The 23,549-nt window shown below is 61.4% G+C and carries 11 protein-coding genes; 8 read left to right on the forward strand and 3 right to left on the reverse strand.

Annotated elements, in window-relative coordinates; translation table 11 throughout:
* Nucleotides 1-339 precede the first annotated feature (339 nt).
* Entirely contained in the window at nt 340-2,448 is a 2,109-nt protein-coding gene (locus tag AC5FXY_RS20190; protein WP_493558531.1) for a bifunctional aldolase/short-chain dehydrogenase, read from the reverse strand.
* A 235-nt stretch (nt 2,449-2,683) separates the two neighbouring features.
* On the opposite strand from AC5FXY_RS20190, the gene rhaT reads away from it, so the two are divergent.
* Nucleotides 2,684-3,814, forward strand: a complete 1,131-nt coding sequence (rhaT, locus tag AC5FXY_RS20195; RefSeq protein WP_493558532.1) for an L-rhamnose/proton symporter RhaT — start codon at nt 2,684-2,686, stop codon at nt 3,812-3,814.
* A 311-nt stretch (nt 3,815-4,125) separates the two neighbouring features.
* Here the strand turns inward: rhaT and AC5FXY_RS20200 are convergent, their stop codons facing one another.
* Complete coding sequence (locus tag AC5FXY_RS20200) at nt 4,126-4,902, reverse strand: rhamnogalacturonan acetylesterase (protein WP_493558533.1); 777 nt, start codon at nt 4,900-4,902, stop codon at nt 4,126-4,128.
* A gap of 325 nt (nt 4,903-5,227) precedes the next feature.
* Here AC5FXY_RS20200 and AC5FXY_RS20205 point away from each other — a divergent pair, with 325 nt between their 5' ends.
* The 7 genes from AC5FXY_RS20205 (at nt 5,228) to AC5FXY_RS20235 (ending at nt 20,414) form a co-directional block, all read left to right on the forward strand.
* Complete coding sequence (locus AC5FXY_RS20205; protein ID WP_493558534.1) at nt 5,228-8,440, forward strand: SusC/RagA family TonB-linked outer membrane protein; 3,213 nt, start codon at nt 5,228-5,230, stop codon at nt 8,438-8,440.
* Nucleotides 8,441-8,546: 106 nt separating this feature from the next.
* A complete protein-coding gene (locus AC5FXY_RS20210; RefSeq protein WP_493558535.1) occupies nt 8,547-10,055 on the forward strand; it encodes a RagB/SusD family nutrient uptake outer membrane protein in 1,509 nt (502 codons plus the stop codon).
* Nucleotides 10,056-10,159: 104 nt separating this feature from the next.
* Entirely contained in the window at nt 10,160-13,891 is a 3,732-nt protein-coding gene (locus AC5FXY_RS20215) for a DUF4450 domain-containing protein (protein WP_493558536.1), read from the forward strand.
* A 63-nt stretch (nt 13,892-13,954) separates the two neighbouring features.
* Nucleotides 13,955-16,105 carry a hypothetical protein gene (locus tag AC5FXY_RS20220; RefSeq protein ID WP_493558537.1) on the forward strand — a complete coding sequence of 717 codons (2,151 nt, stop codon included), beginning with the start codon at nt 13,955-13,957 and terminating at the stop codon, nt 16,103-16,105.
* A 244-nt stretch (nt 16,106-16,349) separates the two neighbouring features.
* Nucleotides 16,350-18,011, forward strand: a complete 1,662-nt coding sequence (locus AC5FXY_RS20225) for a glycoside hydrolase family 28 protein (RefSeq protein ID WP_493558538.1) — start codon at nt 16,350-16,352, stop codon at nt 18,009-18,011.
* 265 nt (nt 18,012-18,276) lie between these two features.
* Complete coding sequence (locus AC5FXY_RS20230; RefSeq protein ID WP_493558539.1) at nt 18,277-19,482, forward strand: glycoside hydrolase family 88/105 protein; 1,206 nt, start codon at nt 18,277-18,279, stop codon at nt 19,480-19,482.
* Between the two features lie 107 nt (nt 19,483-19,589).
* Nucleotides 19,590-20,414, forward strand: a complete 825-nt coding sequence (locus tag AC5FXY_RS20235) for a hypothetical protein (protein WP_493558540.1) — start codon at nt 19,590-19,592, stop codon at nt 20,412-20,414.
* 93 nt (nt 20,415-20,507) lie between these two features.
* Here the strand turns inward: AC5FXY_RS20235 and AC5FXY_RS20240 are convergent, their stop codons facing one another.
* Nucleotides 20,508-23,465, reverse strand: coding sequence for a glycoside hydrolase family 2 TIM barrel-domain containing protein (locus tag AC5FXY_RS20240; RefSeq protein WP_493558541.1), 2,958 nt, complete (start codon nt 23,463-23,465; stop codon nt 20,508-20,510).
* Nucleotides 23,466-23,549: the final 84 nt, after the last annotated feature.

The following is a 23,549-nucleotide window of genomic DNA, read 5'->3' on the forward strand; positions in this document are numbered from 1 at the left end:
GGAGGCAAAAGGAGTGAATTCAGCCAGCAGCCAGCTACTACGGCGGCGCCGTAATGCAGGCGCTGAGACAAGGCGGGGCCGCGGAAAAGAACAAGGCGCAACACCGTGGAACTACTCACTGGGGTGGGAGGGAGTTGAGAGCCTTAAAACTTACCAAAATCGCCGAAAAAGAGGAGCTTCAGCAAGTAAAATATTTGCGCAAACGATGTCGGGAACGTTCTCGCAAAGCCGAACCGTATCCCGGTGCGCAAGTACCAGCCAACCATAACCCAAAACAGCCGGCCGGTCAAGGCGACCGGCCGGCTGTTTTGGGTTAGTGTAGCATGTGTGGCGAGCCGTCTAGCGGACAAAAGCCATGGCCACGCCGCCGTCCACGTTCAGTACGTTACCGGTCGACTTCGACAGCGAGCCGTCGACGAATACCAGCACCGCCTTGGCAATGTCTTCGGCCAGCACTTCCTCACCGAGCAGGGTGCGCTTGGCGTAGTGCGCCGGCAGTTCTTCCACCGATACGCCGTAAGCTTTGGCGCGGCCCGCGGCCCAGTCGCCTTCCCAGATTTTGGAGCCGCGCAGCACGGCGTCGGGGTTGACGGTGTTTACGCGAATCTTATCGGGGCCGAGCTCGGCCGCCAGCAGGCGCGACATGTGCAGCTGCGCGGCCTTGGCCGTGCCGTAAGCCACGTTGTTGGGGCCGGCCACAAGGCCATTTTTGCTGGCGATGTTCACCACCGAGCCGCCCATTTGTTGCTGGCGCAGGATTTCCACGGCCTGCTGCGTCACCAGGAACTGGCCTTTCACCAGCACGTCCTGCAGCAGGTCCCAGTCGGCCTGGGTGGTGTCGGCCAGCGGCTTCGAGATGCTCAGGCCGGCGCAGTTCACCACCACGTCGACGCCACCAAACTGCAGCACCGCTTGGCGCAGCGACTCGCTGATGGCCTCGGCACTAGTCACGTCAATGGCCGTGGCCAGGGCGCTGTCTTTGCCGAACTGCTTGCGCAGGTCCGTCTGAGTTTCTTCCAGCCGGTCGCGGTCGACGGCTACTACGCAGGCGCCGTTTTGCAGCAGCACTTCGCAGATGGCCTTGCCGATGCCACCGGTGCCACCTGTCACGTAGGCCACCTGGCCCGAGAGGGACTTGGGCTTGGGCATGCGCTGCAGCTTGGCTTCTTCCAGCAGCCAGTATTCGATGTCAAACGCCTCCTGCTCGGGCAGGCCCTGGTACTCCGACACGGCCTCGGCACCCTTCATTACGTTGATGGCGTTGGTGTAAAACTCGGCGGCTACGCGGGCGGTCTGCTTGTCCTTGGCAAAGGTGAACATTCCCACGCCGGGCCACAGAATCACCACCGGATTTGGGTCACGGCGGGCTGGGCTGTTGGCGTGCTTGCAACGCTCGTAGTAGGCGGTGTAGTCTTGGCGGTAGGCCTCAAACTGCTCCTGCAGGTACTCTTTCACGGCCGGCAGCGGCTGGCGCATCTGGGCCGGATCAAGTACCAAAGGACGAATCTTGGTGCGCAGGAAGTGGTCGGGGCAGGAAGTGCCTTGCTGCGCGAGACGCGGCAGATCGTGCGAATTCACGAACTCCAGCACGCGGGCATCATCGGTGAAGTGGCCGAGCATGCGGCGGTGGCTGGAAGCCAGGCCGCGCAGCGTGGGCATTACTTCGGCCGCGTGTCGGCGCCTAGTGGTTTCGTCGGGGCCGTTGGTCAGCTTCGGCCCACCGAATACCGGGCGGCGCTTGCCGAAATTATCCTGCAAGTACGCGGCAGCCTGCTCAATGACTTCCAGGGTATTGAGGTAGCACTCGTAAGAGGTGTCGGCCCAGGTAAAGAGGCCATGGCCGCCAAGGATGACGCCGCGGATGCTGGGGTTGTTTTTTACGGCTTCCTCCAGCTGCAGACCGAGGTCGAAGCCAGGGCGCTGCCACGGAATCCAGGCCATCGTATCGCCCCAGATTTCCTTCATGATCCGCTCGCCGTCTTTGCTGGCCGCAATGGCGATGAGCGCGTCGGGGTGGAGGTGGTCGATGTGCTTGAAGGGCAGCAGGCCGTGCAGCGGCGTATCAATGGAAGGCGCGGCGCACTTCGGGTCAAAGAGGCAGTGGTCGAACAAGGCCACCATCTCGTCTTCGTGCTCCAAGCCACGGTATCGGTTCTTGAGGGCGTGCAGCTTGTCCACGTACAGGTTGGCGCAACCAGCTTTGGTCAGCGTGCCTATGTCGCCGCCGGAGCCCTTCACCCACATTACCTCGGCGGGCAGGCCCGTGACGGGGTCGATAGCGGTGATTTTGCAGGAGGTATTGCCGCCCGCGTAGTTGGTCAGGCGCAGATCGGCCCCAAGCAGGTTGGAGCGGTATAGAAACAGAGCTACTTCATCGCCGCTTAGTTCAAGCGCTTTCGCATCGTCCCAGAGGTAGCTGACGTGCTGAAAGGTGAGCGTTTTTTCCATATTGTGCTGCCGTTGAATTGCCAAAAACAGTAGTGCCTTGCTTTGTGACAAAGTACGCCGCTGCCTTTGCGGCCAACCTCCTGCACTCTCCTGCTCGCAGGTAAAAAAATCATTACGTCAAATAGCCGAAAGCGGCGCCTGCGGACTATGCAAACGATTTCTGACTTTTCAGGAGGGAGCAGGAGAGTTTGGCGTGTAGTAAAGAACAGATTTGCCTAAAACCACCTCGCTTCATATGGCTGTTATCTGGGGAGTAATTCTGCATGCGCTCGGAGGCTTCGCCTCGGGTAGCTTCTATTTGCCCTACAAGAAGGTGCAGGGCTGGGCCTGGGAAAGCTACTGGCTCGTGGGCGGCATCGTGTCGTGGCTGATTTCGCCGATTGTGCTCGGCGCCCTTACCGTGCCCAACATCTTCGGCGTACTGAGCGAGGCCAAGAGCGCCGACCTGTTCTGGGTGTACATCTGGGGCGTGCTCTGGGGCTTCGGCGGGCTCACCTTCGGGCTGGCCATGCGCTACCTAGGCTTGTCGTTGGGCATGGCCGTCACGCTGGGCTTGTGCGCCGTGTTCGGCACGGTGGTGCCACCCATCTGGAACAATGAGTTCGGGCAGTTGGTCAGCTCGCCTTCGGGTCGCTCCATTTTGATTGGACTAGTGGTGTGCGTGGTAGGTATCCTGATCTGTGGCCTGGCCGGCATGATGAAGGAGAAGTCGCTTTCGGCGGAGGAAAAGAAGGCGACCATTGCCGAATTCGACCTGCGCAAAGGCGTGATGGTAGCCGTGTTTTCGGGCATCATGAGCTCGTGCTTTTCCTTTGGCCTGACGGCCGGGCAGAACATCGCCGAACTAGCCGTGCAGCACGGGGCTGATCCGCTGTACCAGAACAACGCCATTCTGGTGGTAATCCTGCTGGGCGGTCTTACTACCAACGGTGTGTGGTGCCTGTACCTGAACTACAAGAACAAGACCTTCTCCGACTACGCCAACGTATCGGCCCCCATCCTGCGTAACGTGCTGTTCTGCGCCCTGGCCGGCCTCACGTGGTACCTGCAGTTCTTCTTCTACGGCATGGGCGACACCAAACTGGGCGACTACCGCTTCTCGGGCTGGACGCTGCACATGGCCTTTATCATCACCTTCAGCTCGCTGTGGGGCCTGTACCTGCACGAATGGCGCGGTGCCAATCGCCTCACCATGCGTACCGTGTCCGTCGGTATTCTGGCGGTTGTACTGTCCACCGTTATCGTCGGCTACGGCAACTACCTCGGCTCCCAGGCGCCGGCCGAAGCCAAGACCACGGAGCCCGCCCGCACCGAAGCCAGCCTAACGACTGCGGCGCCTGCCGAATCCATGGTGGCGCAGCACTGATTGAACTTACGAATACCCTGCTCCGAACACCCCTGGTGAGTGAAGCAAAAGAGGTCAGCCAACCGGGCTGACCTTCTTTGTTTGTGGTGGGCAGTACCATGCGTGAGTTAGCAAAGCCGGCCTCCGCGGTAGGTAACTCAACTTATTTCCTGCAGAACGTCATGTCGAGCGTTGCTAAGACATCTTGCCGGATAGTAACTCCTGTATAAGAACATTACGCTCGGACATTAGCACGCGAGATGTCTCGGCAAGCTCGACATGACGTTCTAGAATGTAAACTGTAGCGCCTGCAGATACTGCTTCAGGCCATGCTACCGCAGGTACTTGCGCAGCGGGAGCTTCTTCTGGGCTTTGATAGCCTGAGCCACGGTGGCGGCGTTCAGCTTGGCACCGGCTTCGTTGGTGTGCGTGTGGTCTTCCACGAAGTAAGCGGCTTTGAGCTTCTGCTCGTCGCCAATGGCGTCGTACTGCTTGGCCACTAGCTCATTCAGGTCGATGAACGGTACGTTTTCGGCTTTGGCTACTTGCTCGGCCCAGCCGGCGTAATCAGCGGTGTTGCGCTGGATGCGGCCGTCCTGCCACTTGTTGCGCGGTACCAATGATGCAACGATGGGCGTGGCACCTTTGGCGCGGGCTTCGCGGATGTACTGGCGCAGGTACCAGCCGTAGCTGCGCACCACTTCCTGCTTTTTGGTGATGGGATTATAAATCTCCTGCGCCTCCTCGCCGATGCCTTTGATGGAGCCGCGGGCGCGGAGCGTGTCGGCTAGTGGGCCGCCGTCGTTGTGGCCAAATTGTATAAGGACGAAGTCGCCGGGCTGCAGGGTGCTTAGTACTTTCTCCCAGCGGCGCTCGGTGCGGAAGGTGCGGGAGCTGCGCCCGCCGATGGCCTGGTTGCTGATGCGGATTCGGGTGGTGTCGAAATGCTGCGCGAGGAAGGAGCCCCAGCCCCACATGCGGTCGGAGCCCTGTCCGCTGCCGTTGCGCACGGTGGAGTCGCCGATGAGGTACAGGGTGGGGCGCTGGGCGGGGCGAGGAGTGGCGGCCAGCAGCAAGAGCAAGCCGGCAAGCCAAAGCAGATTTTTCATGGAGAAGGGCCGGAAAAGCGTTGTTTTCTCAATGTTCGGGCACTTGGCGCATGGCTCCCTAGGGTACTCTCCTGTTCAGGCAGCAGGAGAGTTTGAAAAATTTGTTTTTAACGATGTTTTAACGTGCCGCAGGGTCTGGCCTAACCGGCCGAAGTCTTGGTTGCAGCGCTAGTTTGGTGCCGAATAGCCGGCGTAAGCTTCATAAAAAAGTAATGGGCTGGTTGGCAAACAGTAGTCTACAGGACAGTTTCGGCTTGGGAGAGGAATAGTTTGGCTACCGAATCGAACACCTACTGTCTTCCCACTCAACTTCTCTCCATACGCCATGAAAAAAATCTACGGATGGCAACGGGTTCAGCCCAAAGCAGCCCTGTCGCTGCTGCTGCTGGCTGCGCCGGGTATGATGCCGCTCCCTGCGCAAGCGACAGTAATCAGCCCCGCCGAATGGCAGCTGACGGGCAAGGTGGTTTCCAACAAAGGTGAGGGCTTGCCCGGCGTAACCGTGGCGCTGAAAGGCACCACGCGCGGCATCACCACCGGTGTAGATGGCTCCTTCGCGCTAAGCGTACCCGAAACCTCGGGCACGCTGGTGTTCAGCTTCGTGGGGTATGTGACGGTGGAGCGGAAGTTCAGCGGGGTGGAGGCGTTCAATGTCACCTTGCTGGAAGACACCAAGGCGCTGGAAGAAGTAGTGGTGGTGGGCTACGGCACGCAGAAGAAAGCCGATGTAACGGGCGCCATTGCCACCTTCGATGCCTCGCGGCTGGAGGAGCGGCCGCTGGCTCGCGTAGACCAGGCGCTGGTGGGGCAGATGGCCGGCGTGCAGGTAAAGCAAACCACCGGCGTACCAGGCCGTGCGTTTAGCGTGCAGGTGCGCGGCGCGGGCTCTATCTCGGCCGGCAACGAGCCGCTCTACGTTATCGACGGCTTTCCGCTCGACAACCCCAGCCCAAACGGCGGCGCCCGCTTTGCCAACGGCAGCCCGCTGGACAACATCAACCCCAACGACATCGAATCGATTCAGGTGCTGAAGGATGCCGCGGCGGCCGCCATCTACGGTTCGCGCGCGGCCAACGGGGTCGTTATCATCAACACCAAGCGCGGCAAGACGGGCAAGCCCCAGATTTCCTTTAATACCTACGTAGGCATTTCGCAGGCAGCCAAAAAGTTGGATATGCTCAGCGGCGAGGAGTGGACGGAGCGCGCCATCGAAATGATCAACGCCAACTGGGTGGCCTCGGGACCTAACCGCACTCCCTCGCAGACCTCGGCCCAGCGCCGCGCCATCCTGGGCCTTGCGCCCACGGCCATCAACAACACCCTCATGATTGACGACCGGTGGCTGATTCCGGGCCACCCCGGCCTGCAATACGTGGACTGGCAGGACGAAGCCTTCCGCACGGGCCGCACCCAGAGCTACCAGATAGCCGCCAGCGGCGCCACCGACAACGTGAACTACTACGTATCGGGCAACTACACCGACCAGGAGGGCATGATGATCGGGCTGGGCTACAAGCGCTACTCGGCCCGCGCCAACGTGGAAGTAAAGGCCAACAACAAGCTGCGCTTCGGCCTGAACATGACGCCTTCCTACTCCGTGTCACGCGACCCGGGCATCGAAGGCAAAGACAACCGCCTGCACCAGCTCGTGTCGATGACGCCGGTGGTGGAAGACACGGCGGGCGTATCCACGTCGTACGGCAAAAACGAGCCGTACCGCTGGGGCGTATCGACGACCAGCCCGGTGCGCGTGCTGGAAACGGCCATCGGCGAATCCCGGTCGTTTCGCACGCTGAGCACGCTGTATGCCGAGCTGGAGCTGATCAAGGACCTGCGCTTCCGCTCCACGCTCAACCTGGACAACAACGACGTAACGGCTAAGTCGTACACGCCGCGGGCTCGCACGCTGCCTACTTCGCAGGCTTCGGGCTCGTACAGCGGTTTTCGCCGGCAGACGTTCGTGAACGAGAACACGCTGACCTACAGCAAGACCATTGCCGACCGCCACGAGCTGACCGGCCTGGCTGGTTACTCCTACACCACCGCCAAGCTGGACAACGTGCGCCTGGGAGCTACCGGCGGCTTCATCAACAACACGGTGACCACGCTGAATGCCGCCACCAACATCAACGGCACCGGCGCCAACAACACCACCGAGAGCAAGAGCGTGCTCATCTCGTACTTCGGCCGCTTGCAGTACAACTACATGGGCAAGTACCTGCTCTCGAGCAGCATCCGTCGCGACGGTTCGTCGCGCTTCGGTCGCGAAACGCAGTGGGGCGTCTTCCCGGCTGCTTCGGTAGGCTGGCGCATCTCGCAGGAGAACTTCATGCAGAGCATTCCGCACCTGAGCGACCTGAAACTGCGCGCCAGCTTCGGTATGTCGGGCAACAACGCCATCGGCGACTACAGCAGCATTGCCACGCTGGGTTTCTTCAACTACACCTTCGGCGGGGCCCAGGCTTCGGGCCAGGCGCCCAACCGCGTGGATAACCCGCTGCTCAGGTGGGAGCGTAACCAGACCATCGACTTCGGGGTGGATGTGGGCCTGGTCAAGAACCGCATCTACGGTTCGTTTGACTACTACACCAAAACCAGCAAAGACCTGCTGCTGAACGTGCCCATCAACACGGCGGCCGGCTTCGGCAACAACCTCGTGAACATCGGGGAGGTGCAGAACCGCGGCTGGGAAGTGGAACTGACCTCGCACAACCTGAACAACGCCTTCGGCTGGACCACCAACCTCAACTTCTCCCACAACCAGAACGAGGTAAAGCACCTCGGCCCCGGCGACGCGCCCATTGAAGTAGTAGGCTCTTTCGACAACGCCGCCGCCAACACCATTCTGCAGGTGGGGCAGCCGATGTACAGCATCTACGTGGTGCGCCAGATCGGCATCCTGTCGCAGGCTGATATCGACGGCGGGGCACCCCTCTTCGGCAACCAGACCGCCGGCGACCCAATGTACCTGGATGCCAACGGCGACGGCAAGATCGATACCAACGACCGCGTCATCGTGGGTCAGCCGAATCCCAAGTACACCTGGGGCGTGACCAACACCTTCAAGTACAAAGGCTTCGACCTGAGCTTCCTGGTACAGGGGCAGAACGGCGGCCATATCTACTCGCTGCTGGGCCGCGCCATCGACCGTACCTCGGTGGGCTACCAGGAAAACGCCCTGGGCCACGTACGTGACCGGTGGCGCTCCGAAGCCGAGCCCGGCAACGGCGTGAAAGGCAAAGCCAACGCCAAGTTCGGCTTCATCAAAAACACCGATTGGCTGTACTCCTCCGACTACTGGCGCGTGCGCAACATCACGCTCGGCTACGACCTGGGCCGCGTCTTGAGCAAGCGCATTGCGCAGGGCGCCCGCATCTACGTGACGGCCGAGAACTGGTTGGGCCGCGACAAGTACTACGGCGGCTTCAACCCCGACGCGGTGAACACCGACTCGGGCAGCAGCTTCACCTCCGGCGTGGACTACGGCGGACTGCCGCTAGCCAAGTCGTTGATCCTGGGCCTGAACGTGAATTTCTAATTGGGTAACACGTGATGAGGCGACGGGTAACACGGTGAATGTCGCCTGACCCCAACCTTTCTTTCATCACCTCATTGCTGTCACCTGTCACCTCCCGACAATTCCCATGAAAAAGATATATCTGCTGCTGGCCGCTGCGTGCATGCTCTCGCTTGGCGGCTGCGAAAAGGACCTGAACCAGACGCCCATCTCCAACGGCTCGGTACCGGATTTCTACCAAACGGCGCAGGATTTTGAGCAGGCCCTCACGGCCGTGTACAGCCAGCTGCGCGGCTACCCCAACCGGGCACTCATCCTCTCCGAACTGCGCTCCGACAACATCTACGGCGTGAGCGGCCAGGGCGTGCGCGACTGGGACCCGATCAACAACTACCACACCACGCTGTCGGTCAGCAATTACATGTCCGATGCCTGGGCTCAGGATTACAGCGCCATCTTCCGGGCCAACACCCTGCTGGATCAGCTGGCCAAGAACGGCACGGTGCTGGGCGAAACCACCCGCCAGCGCTACGAGGCCGAGGCCAAGTTTCTACGCGCCTTCCACTACTTTGATCTGGTGCGCACCTTCGGCAAAGTGCCGATAATCGAGCGGGCCATGATTCCGCAGGAAGTAGCGCAAGTGGGCCGTAGCGCCGTGGCCGATGTGTACACGCTCATCATGAGCGACCTGACCTACGCCAAGGAAAACCTGCCGGTCACGTATACCGGCGTCAACGTGGGCCGCGCGACATCGGGCGCCGCTAAGGGCCTGCTGGCGCTGGTGCACCTCACGCGCTCGGGCCCCACTTACGGCATCGAGGGGCCGGGCCTGGGTCTGAACGAGTACCAGCAGGCGCTGACGCTGCTCAACGAGGTAATTGCCAGCAACCGCTACACCTTCGCCACCAACACCGGCACCGCTACCACGGCTTACGGCAACATCTTCTCTTACACCAACGAAAACAACCCCGAGGTGGTGTTTGATGTGCAGTACATCGTGGGCCTGGGCGCCACGTATCCCGGTATTTTCGTTCCCGATACGTACTTCACCTCGCTGGGCATTCCATTTGGCTCGCGCGGCATCGAAACCAAGCCCGTGTCGCAGGACATGCTGGCTTCCTACGCCGCCAACGACGCCCGCCGCGCCTTCAACATTCAGGTGGGCTTCACCCACGCCGGCGTGAGCGACACCCGCCCGCTGCTGAAAAAGTGGGTCAGCGCCGCCGGTCGCGGCACCGGCGACTCCGACTGGCCCATCAACTTCATCGTGATGCGCTACACCGACATCCTGATGATGAAAGCCGAAGCCATCTTGCGCGGCGGCGTGGGCAACCCCGCCGAAGCCCTGACCATCGTGAACCAGGTGCGCACCCGCGCCGGCATCCCGGTGCTCACCGGCGTGACGGCCGCGCAGCTGCTGGAAGAACGGCGCCGCGAGTTCTTGGGCGAAGGCCTGCGCTGGCACGATCTGGTGCGCTCGGGGCAGGTATTGAACGTGGTGAATGCCTGGAGCGCCCGCGAAGACAACGCCAACAAAATCACGCGCAACATCGGGCCCAACCACATCATCTACGCCGTGCCGCAAAGCGAGCTGAGCGCCACGCCGGGCCTCTACGAGCAGAACCCCGGCTACTAGCCGCACCCGTTTAGCTTTACTTAGGAAGCCCGGTTTTTCGTCGTGCACAGCCGGCGAAAACCGGGCTTCTTTGCTTTCTCCGACCACCTAATCCCACCCAGATTTTGGCCGAAAACAACTTACTGCTTGCCTGCGCAGCACCGGGCAGCGCTTGGCGCCGCTCAGCCCACCGGCTGGTCTTGCTCTGGGCGGGCTGCCTGCTGAGCCTGACTTCGCTGGGGCAGACGGCACCGGAGCCGTCGCTCTGGCACAATCAGCCCCGCACCGTGCGCTACCAGCCCGATGGCGAAGACTTCGTCATCCAGAACGGCAACCGGCGCTTTACCCGCGCGCTGTACGGCACCAATACCGCCTTCCGCGTAGAAGCCGGCGACTTGCCTGAGTTTGCGCTGTACCTGCCCGGCATGGGTGGCAACCTGAAGTTCGGCCTCGTGGCCAGCGGGCAAAGCAAGTGGCTGACGCAGGCCAGCAGCATCGAGGCCCGCTACCGGCCCGGCGCCATGCTCTACACCATTCAAGATCCGCTGCTGGGCCCACAAGGCCGCCTATTGCTGACGGTGCTAGCCATGGCCGATGCGGAAGGCGCCGTGGTGAAAGCGGAGCTTCAGAACGTAGCGCCTGGGCAGGTGAGCCTCGTGTGGGCTTTCGGTGGTGTGACGGGCAAGAAGTTCAGCCGTGACGGCGACATCGGTGCTGACCCGGAATCCAACTTTTACCTCAAGCCTGAAAACTGCCAGGGCAACACTATTGATATCAGTGCGAACAGCTTTACCCTGCGTTACGGCCCCGAACCGAAAGACGGCTCAGCCCGCAAGCATCTGGTGGGAGTGGGGCCGACGAAGAGCACCCTGCGCGTAACCGATGCTACGCAGCAGGAGTCGCCGCAGCAGCTATGGGCTGCCACTGCGGCCGCAGCCCCCGCAGTGGCTGGTAGGGTAGAGGTCAAAGTGGGTGAGGCGCTGTACTTTGCCTTGCAGAAACCAGACGGGACAGCAAAGCCGACCGCACTGCGCTACGCCGATTTACCCAAGGCCTTCACGCAGGCCGAAGCTGCCCGGCAGCAGCTGGCCAGCCGGGTGAAGGTCATTACTCCCGATCCGTACCTCAACACCCTGGGCGGCGCGCTGAGTGTGGCCGCCGATGCCATCTGGGAAGCACCGTCCTACATGCACGGCGCGGTGGCCTGGCGCATGCGCCTCAACGGCTGGCGTGGCCCCTATGCCGCCGACCCGCTCGGCTGGCACGACCGCGCCCGCACCCACTTCCGGGCCTACGCGCAGTCGCAGCTGGCGCAGCCCGAAATCGGGCCGGTGGTGATGGACACGGCCCTGAACCTGGCCCGCTCGCAGGAAAAGCTGGGCACCAGCGTGTACTCCGAGGGCTATATCAGCCGCAACCCCGGCGGCGACTTCCGCCCGCACCACTACGACATGAACCTGGTGTTCATCGACGAGCTGCTGCGCCACCTGCGCTGGACCGGTGACCTGGCCTTCGTGCACGAAATGTGGCCGGTGCTGTCGCGCCACCTCGCGTGGGAAAAGCGCAACTTCGACCCCGACGGCGACGGGCTTTACGATGCTTACGCCGCCATCTGGGCCAGTGACGCGCTGCAGTACAGCGGCGGTGGCGTGACGCATTCTTCGGCCTATAACTACCTGGCCAACCAGATGGCCGGTGAGCTGGCCGCCCGCATCGGCCAAAACCCCGAGCCGTACCGCCAGGAGGCTACCAAAATCAAGCAGGCGCTGAACTCCCGCCTGTGGATGCCCGCCAAAGGCTGGTACGCCGAGTATCAGGATGCGCTGGGCCAGAAGCAACTGCACCCTGCCGCCGGCCTCTGGACCATCTACCACGCCCTCGACTCGGAAGTGCCCGATGCCTTTCAGGCCTATCAAGCCTTGCGCTACGTGGAAACGGAGCTGCCGCGCATTCCGGTGCGCGCCGCCGGCCTGCCCGACGAAGGCTACTACCTGCTCTCTACCACGAATTGGCAGCCCTACGACTGGTCCATAAATAACGTGGCCATGGCCGAGGTGCTGCACACCACGCTGGCCCAGTGGCAAGCCGGCCGCAGCGAAGAGGCCTTCAAGCTCTGGAAAAGCGCCCTGCTCGAAAGCATGTACCTGGGCTCCAGTCCTGGCAATTTCCAGCAGGTCTCGTTCTACGATGCCCACCGCGGCGAGCTGTACCGCGACTTCGCTGACCCCATCGGCGTAGCGGCCCGCACGCTGGTGGAAGGCTTGTTCGGCATCCGGCCCGATGCTTTGATGGGCACATTGCTGGTTCGCCCCGGGCTGCCGTCCGCCTGGAACCACGCCTCGCTCACCGTTTCGGATGTCTCCTTTGACTTCAAGCGGGACGGCTCCCGCGATACGTACATCATAAGCTCCCGCCTGGCGCAGCCGTTGCCCTTGCGCCTGCTGGTGCCTGCCCGGGCAGTGCGCGTGGAGGAGGTATCGGTGAATGGGAGCCCAGTGCAGTGGAAAAACGTAGCCGATGCCGTAGGGCGGCCCACCATCGAAATCAGCAGCGGACCCGCTGCGCGCTACGTGGTGGATATCCGCTGGCAGGGCGACGCGCCGGATGCCGCCGCAACAGAAGCGGCCTATGCAAGCGGAGCCGCCTTCACGGCGCGGTTTCCGCACGCCAGCATCGTGAAAGTGTTCGACCCGCAGCAAGTGCTGAAAGACGTGCGCACCAGCGGCAGTGAACTGACGGCGCAGGTAGCGGGCGAAAAGGGCAGCCGCACAGCCTTCGCGCAGCTGCAGCAAGGAGAGCTGACGTGGTGGGAGCCACTGCGGCTGGCCGTGAAGCCGCCCCTGGAAATAGTGGAGTACGCTGAGCAGCCCGACGGCAGCCTGCAGCTGCGGGTGCGGCCCTACGTGAACGACCCGCTTGGCATGAAAGACGGAGGAATTCTCGGCCGCGGTATGCAGCCGGTAGCCACCTTTCGCCTGGCGCCCGGCGCCACCAGCTCGGAGGTTCTGACCATTCCGGCCGCGGCGCTGGTGCCCGGCCGCAACACGCTCTGGCTGACGTACGGCGTAAAGGCAACCTCCACGCCGGTGGACGTCATTACCTGGACCAAACCCGCCGACCCCGCTGCCAAGTGGGAGCGGCTGGACCTCGCCCGCCACTTCAACGACCAAGTCACCAACATTTTCCAGAAGAACAAGTATGTCTCGCCGCGGCCGGTGGGGCCCACGCTGCAACTGCCCACGCAGGGTATCGGCAACTGGTGCTACCCGCTGATCGATGCCAAAATTGACGACACTGGCCTACGACAAATTGCCGGAGCGAAAAACGAAATCATTCTGCCAGTCGGCGTGCCACTACGCACACCCAGCGCGGCTGGGGCAAAGAACATTCTATTCGTTTCGCAATGGGACAACTACCCCAACGCCGCTACTGTGCCGCTGAAGGGCAAGGCCTCGCACGCCTACCTGCTCATGGCCGGCTCTACCAATCCCATGCAAAGCCAACTAGTGAACGGGGAAGTAGTAGTGCAGTACACTGACGGCAGCACCGCCACGCTGCCGCTGCGCAACCCCGACTCGTGGTGGCCCATCGAACAGGATTACTTGGACGATGGCTTCGCCTTCCAGACCGGAGCGCCCAAACCGTTCCGCGTGCACCTCAAAACTGGTCTCATTACCCGCTCTTTCGATCAGTACACCAGTATCAAAGGCTACAGCAACCGCGTCATTGAGGGCGGCGCCGCTACCGTGCTGGACCTGCCGCTCGATCCGCAGAAGAAACTCAAGAGCCTCACGGTTCGCGCCTTGGCCAATGACGTGGTCATCGGGCTGATGAGCGTGACGCTGAATCGTCGGTAACCTGCTGTCCAAGCTGTCAGCCGAGCCAAATCGATCTGCCACCCGAAATCTTCCCCACCAACCATGCGTATTTCCCGCCTCCTGTTTCTTTCGCTGTTCGGCCTCGGAGCCGCCACGCTGCCCACCGCCGAAGCGCTGGCCCAGGCCATCAACCGCCAGGCCGTGGTGGAGCGGCACAAAGTCGTCAATACCCGCACCGATTCGCTGGCTTCGCTGAACGTGGGCAATGGCGCTTTTGCCATGACCGTGGACGTAACCGGGCTGCAAAGCTTCCCCGAGTATTACCAGAAAGGAGTACCGCTGGGTACGCAATCGGAATGGGGCTGGCACAGCTTCCCCAACAAGGAGAACTACAAGGTGGAGGAGGCTCAGCGCCAGTACGACCTGAACGGCCGCAAAATCCCTTACACCGTGCAGGTAAAAGCTCCTGAACGCAACAAGGGCGCCGTGGAGTTCTTGCGTGCCAATCCGCACCGTCTGCAGCTCGGCAACCTGGGCTTTGTGCTGCTGAAGAAAGACGGCTCGCGGGCCACGATCAAAGACCTGCGCGATATCCGACAGGAGCTAAACCCCTGGACCGGCGAAATCCGCAGCCACTTCACCCTCGAAGGCACGCCGGTGGATGTGCTCACGGTGGGTCACCAGGACGAAGACCTTGTAGCCGTGCAGGTGAAGTCGCCGCTGGTGAAGGCCAAGCGCCTGCAGCTGGCCCTGCGCTTTCCTTTCCCTACGGCGCAGTGGGACGATGTCGGCGTAAACTACAAGGATGCTGACAAGCATACCTCCAAGATCGAGCAGCAGCAGGGGCGCGGTGCCGTCGTCTCGCACCGCCTCGACAACGACCAGTACTTCGTCTCCTTTGGCTGGAACGACGATGCCAAGCTCGCAGCCGGTCAGGCCCACGAGTTTGTGCTGACGCCGAGCGGCAAACAGGAGGTGCTGGAAGCCAGCACCCGTTTCTCGCAGGAGAAGAAGGGAGCGGTACCCGCTTTTGCCGATGTACAAAAGAACAGTCAGGCGCGCTGGAAAGCCTTTTGGCAGAGCGGTGGCGCCATTGACTTTGGGGGAACCCAGGACCCGCGCGCCAAGGAGCTGGAGCGCCGGATGATCCTGTCGCAGTACCTGATACGGAGCCAGGAAACGGGCCAGTACCCACCGCAGGAAACCGGCCTGACTTACAACAGCTGGTTTGGCAAGCCGCACCTCGAAATGCACTGGTGGCACGCCATGCACTACGGCCTGTGGGGCCGCACCGAGCTGCTGGAAAAAAGTCTGGATTGGTACCTTCGGCCCGAAATCATTGCAGGTGCCAAGGCCATTGCGCAGCGGCAGGGCTTCGAGGGTGTGCGGTGGCAGAAGATGACCGACAACCAGGGCCGCGAAGCGCCTTCGTCGGTAGGCGCTTTCCTGATCTGGCAGCAGCCGCACTTTATCCACATGGCTGAACTGGTGCGCCGCGACCGAAGCAACTCCGCCGCTGTGCAGAAGAAGTACCAGGATCTGGTGTTTGCTACGGCCGATTTCATGGCCTCGTACCCCTTCTACGAAAAGGATAAGGACCGCTACATCCTGGGCAAAGGCCTGATTCCGGCGCAGGAACGTTTCAAGGCCGAAGAAACCTTTAACCCGACTTACGAGCTGGTATACTGGAACTGGGCTTTGAACACAGCCCAGGAGTGGCGCAAGCGCGCCGGCCTGCCGCGCAATGAGAAGTGGGACCAGGTGCTGCAGAAGCTCTCCAAGCTACCCCAAGCCAACGGCGTGTACCTGGCTGCCGAAAGCGCCCCCGACTCCTACACCAACCCCGAGTACAAGACCGACCACCCCTCGGTGCTCGGCGCGCTGGGCATGATGCCCACCACCGGCCAGCAGGACGTGGCCACCATGCGCCGCACCTTTGATCTGGTGTGGAAAGACTGGACCTGGAACCACACCTGGGGCTGGGACTTCCCGATGACTTCCATGACCGCCACCCGCCTCGGCCTGCCCGATAAAGCCGTGGACGCGCTGCTCATGCCCATCCGCACCAACACTTACCTGCCCAACGGACACAATTTCCAGGATGACCGCCTGCGCATTTACCTGCCTGGCAACGGCGGCCTGCTAGCCGCAGTAGCCCTCATGTGCGCCGGCTACGACGGCAGCAAAGAAGCCACTCCCGGCATTCCAAAGGAATGGAAGGTAAAATGGGAAGGCCTAAAACCAATGCCGTAAGCACAACAAATTCCCCTCCTCAGATGAGGAGGGGACGCGGTGGCGCAGCCGCCGCTGGGGTGGTTGAAGGACGCCCGCGCCACTTGCACGACTTCAAAAGGCCGTCACTTGCTATTAAGCAAACAAGCGAGATGTCTTGGTCGCGCCCAACATGGCAGACAATTTTTAGCCTAGTCTTTCAACCACCCCCAACCCCTCCTCATCTGAGGAGGGGAGCTAATTCTAGCCTACCGATTTCCACGCGATGAAAAAATACCTTCCCATACTCGGTCTGCTAGTCTCTCTCAGCCTGACTGCCACTGCTCAATCCTTTACACCGAATCTGCCCAAGGTCAACCTGACCGAGTTTCGCAAGGACACCATCAGCATCAGTAAGTACGGCGCTGTACCCGACGGTGTCACCCCAAACACGGCAGCCATCCAGCAAGCCATCAACGCTTGCAGCAAGGCGGGAGGGGGCGTAGTGCTGGTGCCGCGTGGGCACTGGCGCACGGCTGGATTAGAAATGCGCTCCAATGTGAACTTGCACATTGCCCGCGGGGCGCTGGTGCAGTTCAGCAACAACCGCGCTGATTACAAGCTGATCAAAACCAACTGGGAAGGCCTCGCCGCCGTGCGTAACCAGGCCCTGATCTATGGCCGCGAACTGGAGAATGTAGCCATTACCGGCCAAGGCATTCTGGACGGCGCGGGCGAGGCTTGGTGGATGGTGCAGAAAGGCCGCACCATCGAGAGCGAATGGAAGCAAATAGTAGCCTCGGGCGGAGTGCTCAACGAAAAGCAGGACCGGTGGTATCCTTCGGCGCAGGCGCTCAAAGGCGCTACCACCAAAGAAGCCGGCGTGCTGACCGAGGAAAAGCAGAACATTCAAGACTTCGAAGAAATCAAGGACCACTTACGCCCCGATTTCCTGGTGCTCGACCGCTGCCAGCGCCTGTTGCTGGAGGGGGTAACCTTCCAGAACTCGCCAGCTTGGACGTTGCACCCCATGATGAGCCAGGACGTGGTGGTGCGCGGCGTGACGGTCCTCAACGGCCCCTACACCCCCAACACCGATGCGCTCGACCTCGAATCCATCAACGGCGCGCTGATAGAAAACTGCACCTTCGATGTGGGCGACGATGCCATCTGCATCAAGTCGGGCCGCAACGAGCAGGGGCGGCAGCGGGCCATGCCTACCGAGAACATCTTGGTGCGCAATTGCACCGTTTACCGCGCCCACGGCGGCTTCGTGATTGGCTCCGAAATGTCGGGCGGGGCGCGCAACATCTACGCGCAGAACCTCACCTTCATCGGCACCGATATCGGTATCCGCTTCAAGACCACCCGCGGCCGGGGTGGGGTAGTGGAAAACATTTTCATCGACGGCGTCGACATGAAGAACATTCCCATGGAGGCCATCCTGTTTGACATGTACTACATGATCAAGGACCCCACGCCCCAGGTGGCGGGCTCCAAGGAACGGCCCGTGTCGCCGGCCATGCCGGTGGGCGAGGGCACGCCGCTGTTTCGTAAAGTGTACATGCGCAACGTGACCTGCAACGGTGCCCGCACCGGCATGCTTGTGCGCGGCTTGCCGGAGCGCGCCATTCAGGAAATCAGCCTCGAAAACGCCGTGCTGCAGAGCCGCAAAGGCTTGGTGTGCATCGAAGCCGAAAACATCAGCCTCAAAAACGTAACGCTGCTGCCCACCGATTCCGACCCGGTAATGGAAGTGCACAACAGCCGCAACATCACCCTCGATGGCATCAGGTACCCGCCCGGCGCCACCACGCTGCTGCGCGTATCGGGCGCCGAAAAAGCCAGGGACGTGAAGCTGACCAACACCGACGTGAGCAAAGCCAAACTGGCGCTGGAATACGGTACTGGCGTGAAAAAGAAAGTTGTCAGCGTGGCCAAGCGCTAATTGACTTCAGGCAAAGCAGGCCCAGAAATGCCTTTGTCCTATGCTGTAAATGCCATTCGGTTTTTTCATGCTGAGCTTGTCGAAGCATCTCTACCGCTTTGCTTGATTCCAACCTTACGTCAGCGGTAGAGATGCTTGGCTACGTCTTCCTTCGGTTGGCTACGCCTTCCTGCGGTTCAGCAATCGGACACCAGATAGAGCAGGGCCCTAGGTCGAAATTCTCAAAACAAGCCGAAGTCACCCCTTCCGGCAATTTCCAACCAATATGCGCCTCCATCGTTTCTCGCTGCTCATCTGTCTGCTGGGCCTCGTTCAACTAGCCTCTGCCCAGTCCAAAACTACCCAGCCGTGGTCGGTGCGCATGGCTGATTCGTTTATGCGCTGGTACCCCGATTCGGTGCCGGCCGTGCGTAACAAGGCGGCCCGCTGGGGCTATGAGCACGGCCTGATGCTGAAAGCCGTGGAGCGGGTGTGGCAGCGTACCGGGCAGCCGCGCTACCTCGATTACGTGGTGCGCACCATGGACCAGTCCATCGGCCCTGATGGCGCTATTCAGCGCTTCAAGCCGGAAGACTACAACCTCGACAACATCAACGCCGGCCGCGTGCTGCTCACGCTCATGCAACAGCCTAGCTTGCCCCGCCGCGAGCAGTACCGCACGGCCGTGCAGGCGCTGCACAAGCAGCTCGACGAGCAGCCGCGTACCAAAGAGGGCGGCTACTGGCACAAAAAGCGCTACCCCCATCAGATGTGGCTCGACGGCCTGTACATGGCCGAGCCTTTTTCGGCCGAGTACGCCAAGGTTTTCAATCAGCCTCAGGGTTTCGACCAGGTAGCCAAACAGTTTGCGCTGGTCGAAAAGTACCTCGTCGATTCCAAAACCGGCCTGCTGTACCACGGTTGGGACGAAAGCCGGGAGCAGCAATGGGCCAATAAGCAAACCGGCCTTTCGCCCAACTTCTGGGGCCGCGGCATCGGCTGGTACGCCATGGCCCTGGTGGATGTGCTGGATTATTTTCCCCAAAATCACCCGCAGCGCAAGAATCTGGTCGGCTACCTGCAGCGCCTTGCGCCCGTGCTGGTGAAGTATCAGGACCCCAAAACCGGCTGCTGGTGGCAGGTGTCGGACCAAGGCACCCGGGCCGGCAACTACGTTGAAGCTTCCGCTTCGTGCATGTTTGTGTACGCGTTGCAGAAAGGCGTGCGCCTCGGCTACCTCGACAAGAAGTACGCCGCCACCGCCCGCCGGGGCTACGACGGCATCTTGAAGGAGTTCGTGCAGACCGAGCCCGACGGTACCGTGGCCCTGAACGGCACCGTAAGCGTGGGCGGCCTCGGTGGCACGCCCTACCGCGACGGCAGCTACGAATACTACCTCTCCGAACCGATTCAGAAAAACGACTTCAAAGGGGTGGGACCGTTTATCATGGCCAGCATCGAAATGGAAATGAGCGGAAGCAAGCTGCCGTAGGTTAGTTTGCGGGCCAAAAGGACTTGGGGCTTTACTTGGCCCGACCACAAACGCGGCGGCTGCGTATTGGCCCTGACGTTTGACGTTGCCTTCATCCGACTCTTCCTATGCTCGTTCCCGCTGCTTCTCGCTTTCCTCGCCTTAGCCGCTCGCTTGCGGTAGCCCTGTTGCTGCTACCGGCTGGCGCTGCCCTGGCCCAGCGCCCGGCCAAACCGGCTAAAGTGACTTCGTACCCTGCCGGCGCTACTTTCAATAAAGCCGGCTCCGACGTCCGGGCCATTGCCATTGCCGACACCGTGATGCAGGCCATGGGCGGCTACGATAATTGGCAGAAAGCCCGCTACATCGCCTGGGAGTTTTTCGGCGACCAGTACCAGATCTGGGACAAATACACCAACGACTTCCGCTGGCAGAAGGGCGACCTAGTGCTGACCGGCAACCTGAACACCCGCGCCGGTAAGGCTTATAAAGCCGGGCAGGACATCAGCAGCACGGAAGAAGGACAGAAGCTACTCACCAACATGTACCCCGTGTGGGCCAATAACTCCTGGTGGCTGATCATGCCCTTCAAGCTCAAGGATTCCGGTGTCACGCTCACCTACAAAGGCAACGCTACCACCCAGCTGGGCGCGCCGGCCCGCGTGCTGCAGCTCACCTTCGAAAACGTGGGCGTAACGCCCCAAAACCGTTACGAGGTGTTGGTGAATCCTCGTACCCAACTCATCGAGGAGTGGGCCTTTTACCGCAACGCTACCGATGCCGCGCCCAGCTTCCGCCGCCAGTGGGCCGAATACCAGCGCTACGGCAATATCCTGCTTGCCGCCGGCCGCAGCGACGGCAAAGATGGCCGCCGCCTGAACCACATTGCCGTGCTCGACGCCGTGCCGGCCGGCCTGATGCAAAGCCCCACACCGGTAGAGAAGCTAAAGTAATACCGCTGCCTGCTGGCGGATTCTTGCGCTGCTATTTAACCTAAGTCGCAGAAAGTTTTAGCTCTGGTATCTAACTTGGATTACCTACTGCCTTCAAAACAGATCGTCTTTGGCCGGGGCGGTGTAGGGCTGAGGCTGGCTGCTCGGTTTGGGCAGGCCGAAGAAGAAGTAAAGCGTGCGCCGGGTCGGGCCGCTGACGTGGTTTAGCTCGCTCTGCGGGCCCAGGTTGTGGGTGTTGGCGTCGATGTTCAGCGCCAGCTTGGTACCCAGCGGCGGGATGCGGTCGAGGAAGGAGAGGTTGCCTACGGGCAGGGCCGGATGGGGCTTTACGCCCGAGAGGCCGTAGAAATCAAACAGGCGCACGTACAGGCCCACGTCGGGCGTGGCTACCAGGAACTTGCCTTCCACCGTGTTCAGCTCCAGCCAGCGGATGTCGGCGAAGTAGCCCTTGAATTCAGGGTAAATCCAGGGAGCGGCACCGGTCTGGGTATTGTTGTAGGCGTTTTCCCACACATTGGTCGTCACGCCCTGCAGGCGATTCTTCCACACGCGGTAGGGGCCTTTGCCCAGCCACTTGGCCCCGAGCACGTAGTTTTCGGGGTAGGTGAAGCTGAGGCCGGTAAAGGCAAAGTCGCCGTTTAGGCTGTACTCGTAATCAAGCTGCAGCCAGCCCGAACCGTACATCTTCCAGCGTACCGCCGTCAGGTCGCCGGTGTAGCGCGCCTCAATGACTTCGCCATCGGCCTCGGCGCGGTGCTGCAGGCCCTGGAAGGCCGCGTTGCCGGCCACGAGCACCGGCCCGCCCGCAAAGGAGAGCTTGTCGCCGTTGTTGCCCTTCAGCGCGGTAATTCGGCCGTTTTGCTTGTTCCAGGTGATGGTGATGTTAGCCGCTTTGAGCGTGAGCGTGGAGTCGGTTTCCGCTTTTTCCACGGCTTGCTTTTCCTGCAGCGTCACTATGTCACCGAGCAGCCTGGCGTTGGGCGCCGTCTGCCAGCTCCACTTGTACACCAGGTTCTTCTGCGGGTCGTAAGCCGAGAGCAGCAGGGCATCGTAGCGCTGCCAGTCTTTGGGTAGCTCGAGCTTTAGCTGGCCCGTGACCAGGGGCGCTACTTTGGGGCTGGTGGCGCGGCCTTTCTGCTGCGTTATGTAGCCGCTGAACGTTTCCCCCGGCTTGCGGTAGTTCACCAGCTCCCACTGGAAAAAGCACTGCGCGAGGTCGAGGAAGTGGTAGCGGTTTTCGAGGTTGATGACCCCTTTGAAGTTGGCGGGCAGCACGGCTACCGACGGCGCTGCCGCGGCTGCAGGTGCCGGTTGCGGCACGCCCTTCTTAGCCTTCCTCCCTTTCAGGCCCGCAGTTTTCACCGCTGGGCTCGCCTTGATAGGAGAGAAGATTTCACGCAGCGCGTAGAAGCTGCCTTCCTTTTCACGGTGCGGGCCGAGTACGCCATCGGGCGCATTCACCCCGTTCACGTCGATGATGCCGCGCTGGTCGGTACGCACCAACCCCTCATCTACCAGGGCCCAAAGAAAGCCACCGCCCGAGCGCGGCGCCTGCCAGTGCAGCTCCCATATATCGGCCAGGCCGGCCGCCGCGCCGCCGTCGTCCTGCGCGTGCAGGAATTCGGTGGGCATGTAAATAAGCGAGTCGCTGAGGATTTTTTGGGTGCTGTAGAAGTGCTCGTAGTGGTTCGTGTCGATGCCGTTGTGCTGGTTGCCGGGGCGGTGGTGGGCGTGAATCACGGGCCGCTTCTGTAGGTCATACAGGTGAAAGTCGTCGTCGAGCTCCTTGTTGGTACCGCCTTCGTTGCCGTTGCTCCAGAACAGGATGCTAGGATGATTGGCGTCGCGCTGCACCATCTCGCGCACCAGCGGTGCACCGGCCCGGGTGCTGTAGGCCTTCTGCCAGCCGGCCAGCTCATCGAGCACGTACAGGCCCAGCGAGTCGCAGAGCTCCAGAAAGCGTTTGTCGGGCGGGTAATGGGCCATGCGCACGGCGTTCATGTTCATCTCCTTCATCAGCCGCACGTCCAGGAGGTGAATCGCGTCGTTGAGCGTGCGGCCGGTTTCGGGCCACCAGCTGTGGCGGTTGATGCCTTTGAGCTTCACCTGCGTGCCGTTGACGAAAATGCCCCGGCCGCGCCGGATTTCGACGGTTCGAAAACCGAATTTTTCCTCCATCTGGTACAGCGGCTGCCCGCCGGCCGTCAGCTGCACGCGCGCCCGGTACAGGTGCGGCGTTTCGGAAGTCCAGCGCAGCGGCTGCTTGACGTTCGTCTTGATTTGCACCAGCGTATCGCCGGCGCCGGCGGTGCCACGGGCCGTGCCCACTACCTGGCCCGCCGCGTCCAGAATGTCGGCTTGTACCTGCGTGGCTTGCTGCAGGCCGCGCAGGTGTACGTTCATGGCAAACGCGCCATCGGCCTGGGCATCAATAGCCGTGTGCGAAACGAACTGCTTCGGGAAAGCCTCCAGGTACACCGGTCGGAAAATGCCCCCGAACACCCAATAGTCGGCCAGCCGCTCGGCGTTGTTGACCGAGGCATCAGCCGACATCTTGCTCACCGTCACTTCCAGCAGGTTGGACTGGCCCGGCTTGAGCTTGTCGGTAATGTCGTATTGAAAGCGGTAGAAAGCTCCTTGGTGGATCGGCCCGGCCAGCTGCCCGTTGATCTTCACCTCCGTGTCGGTCATCGAGCCTTCAAACACAATAAATACCTGCTTCTGCTGCCAGTCGGCGGGCACCTGAAACTGGTGCCGGTAGCGGCCCTGCTCGTCGGCGAAGCGGAAATTTTTTCCGTAGGTCTTGTAGTCGCGGCCGTAGTTGTAGGCCCCGAAACCCTGCTGCTCCCAGCACGAGGGCACCTGAATGGTGGTCCAATACCCGCTTTGCCGCCCGCCAGTGCAGAAGAAGTCCCACGTCTGGGTGCGGGTATTGTCACGGCCCGAAAGGTATTGCACCTGCTTGAGTGGCGCTGCCGTTTGGGCCAGCAGCGGGGCGGCCAGCAAACATAGCATCCACAGTAAAAGCCAACGCAGGGTAACAACGGGCATAACGGAAACGGTAAGGGAGGCGACAAACCAATTTGCTCGCCTAACCTACTGCTGCGCGCTCAAGCCGGCGTTCTGTAGTGTCCT

It is taken from the genome of Hymenobacter sp. FMD4, assembly GCF_058932745.1.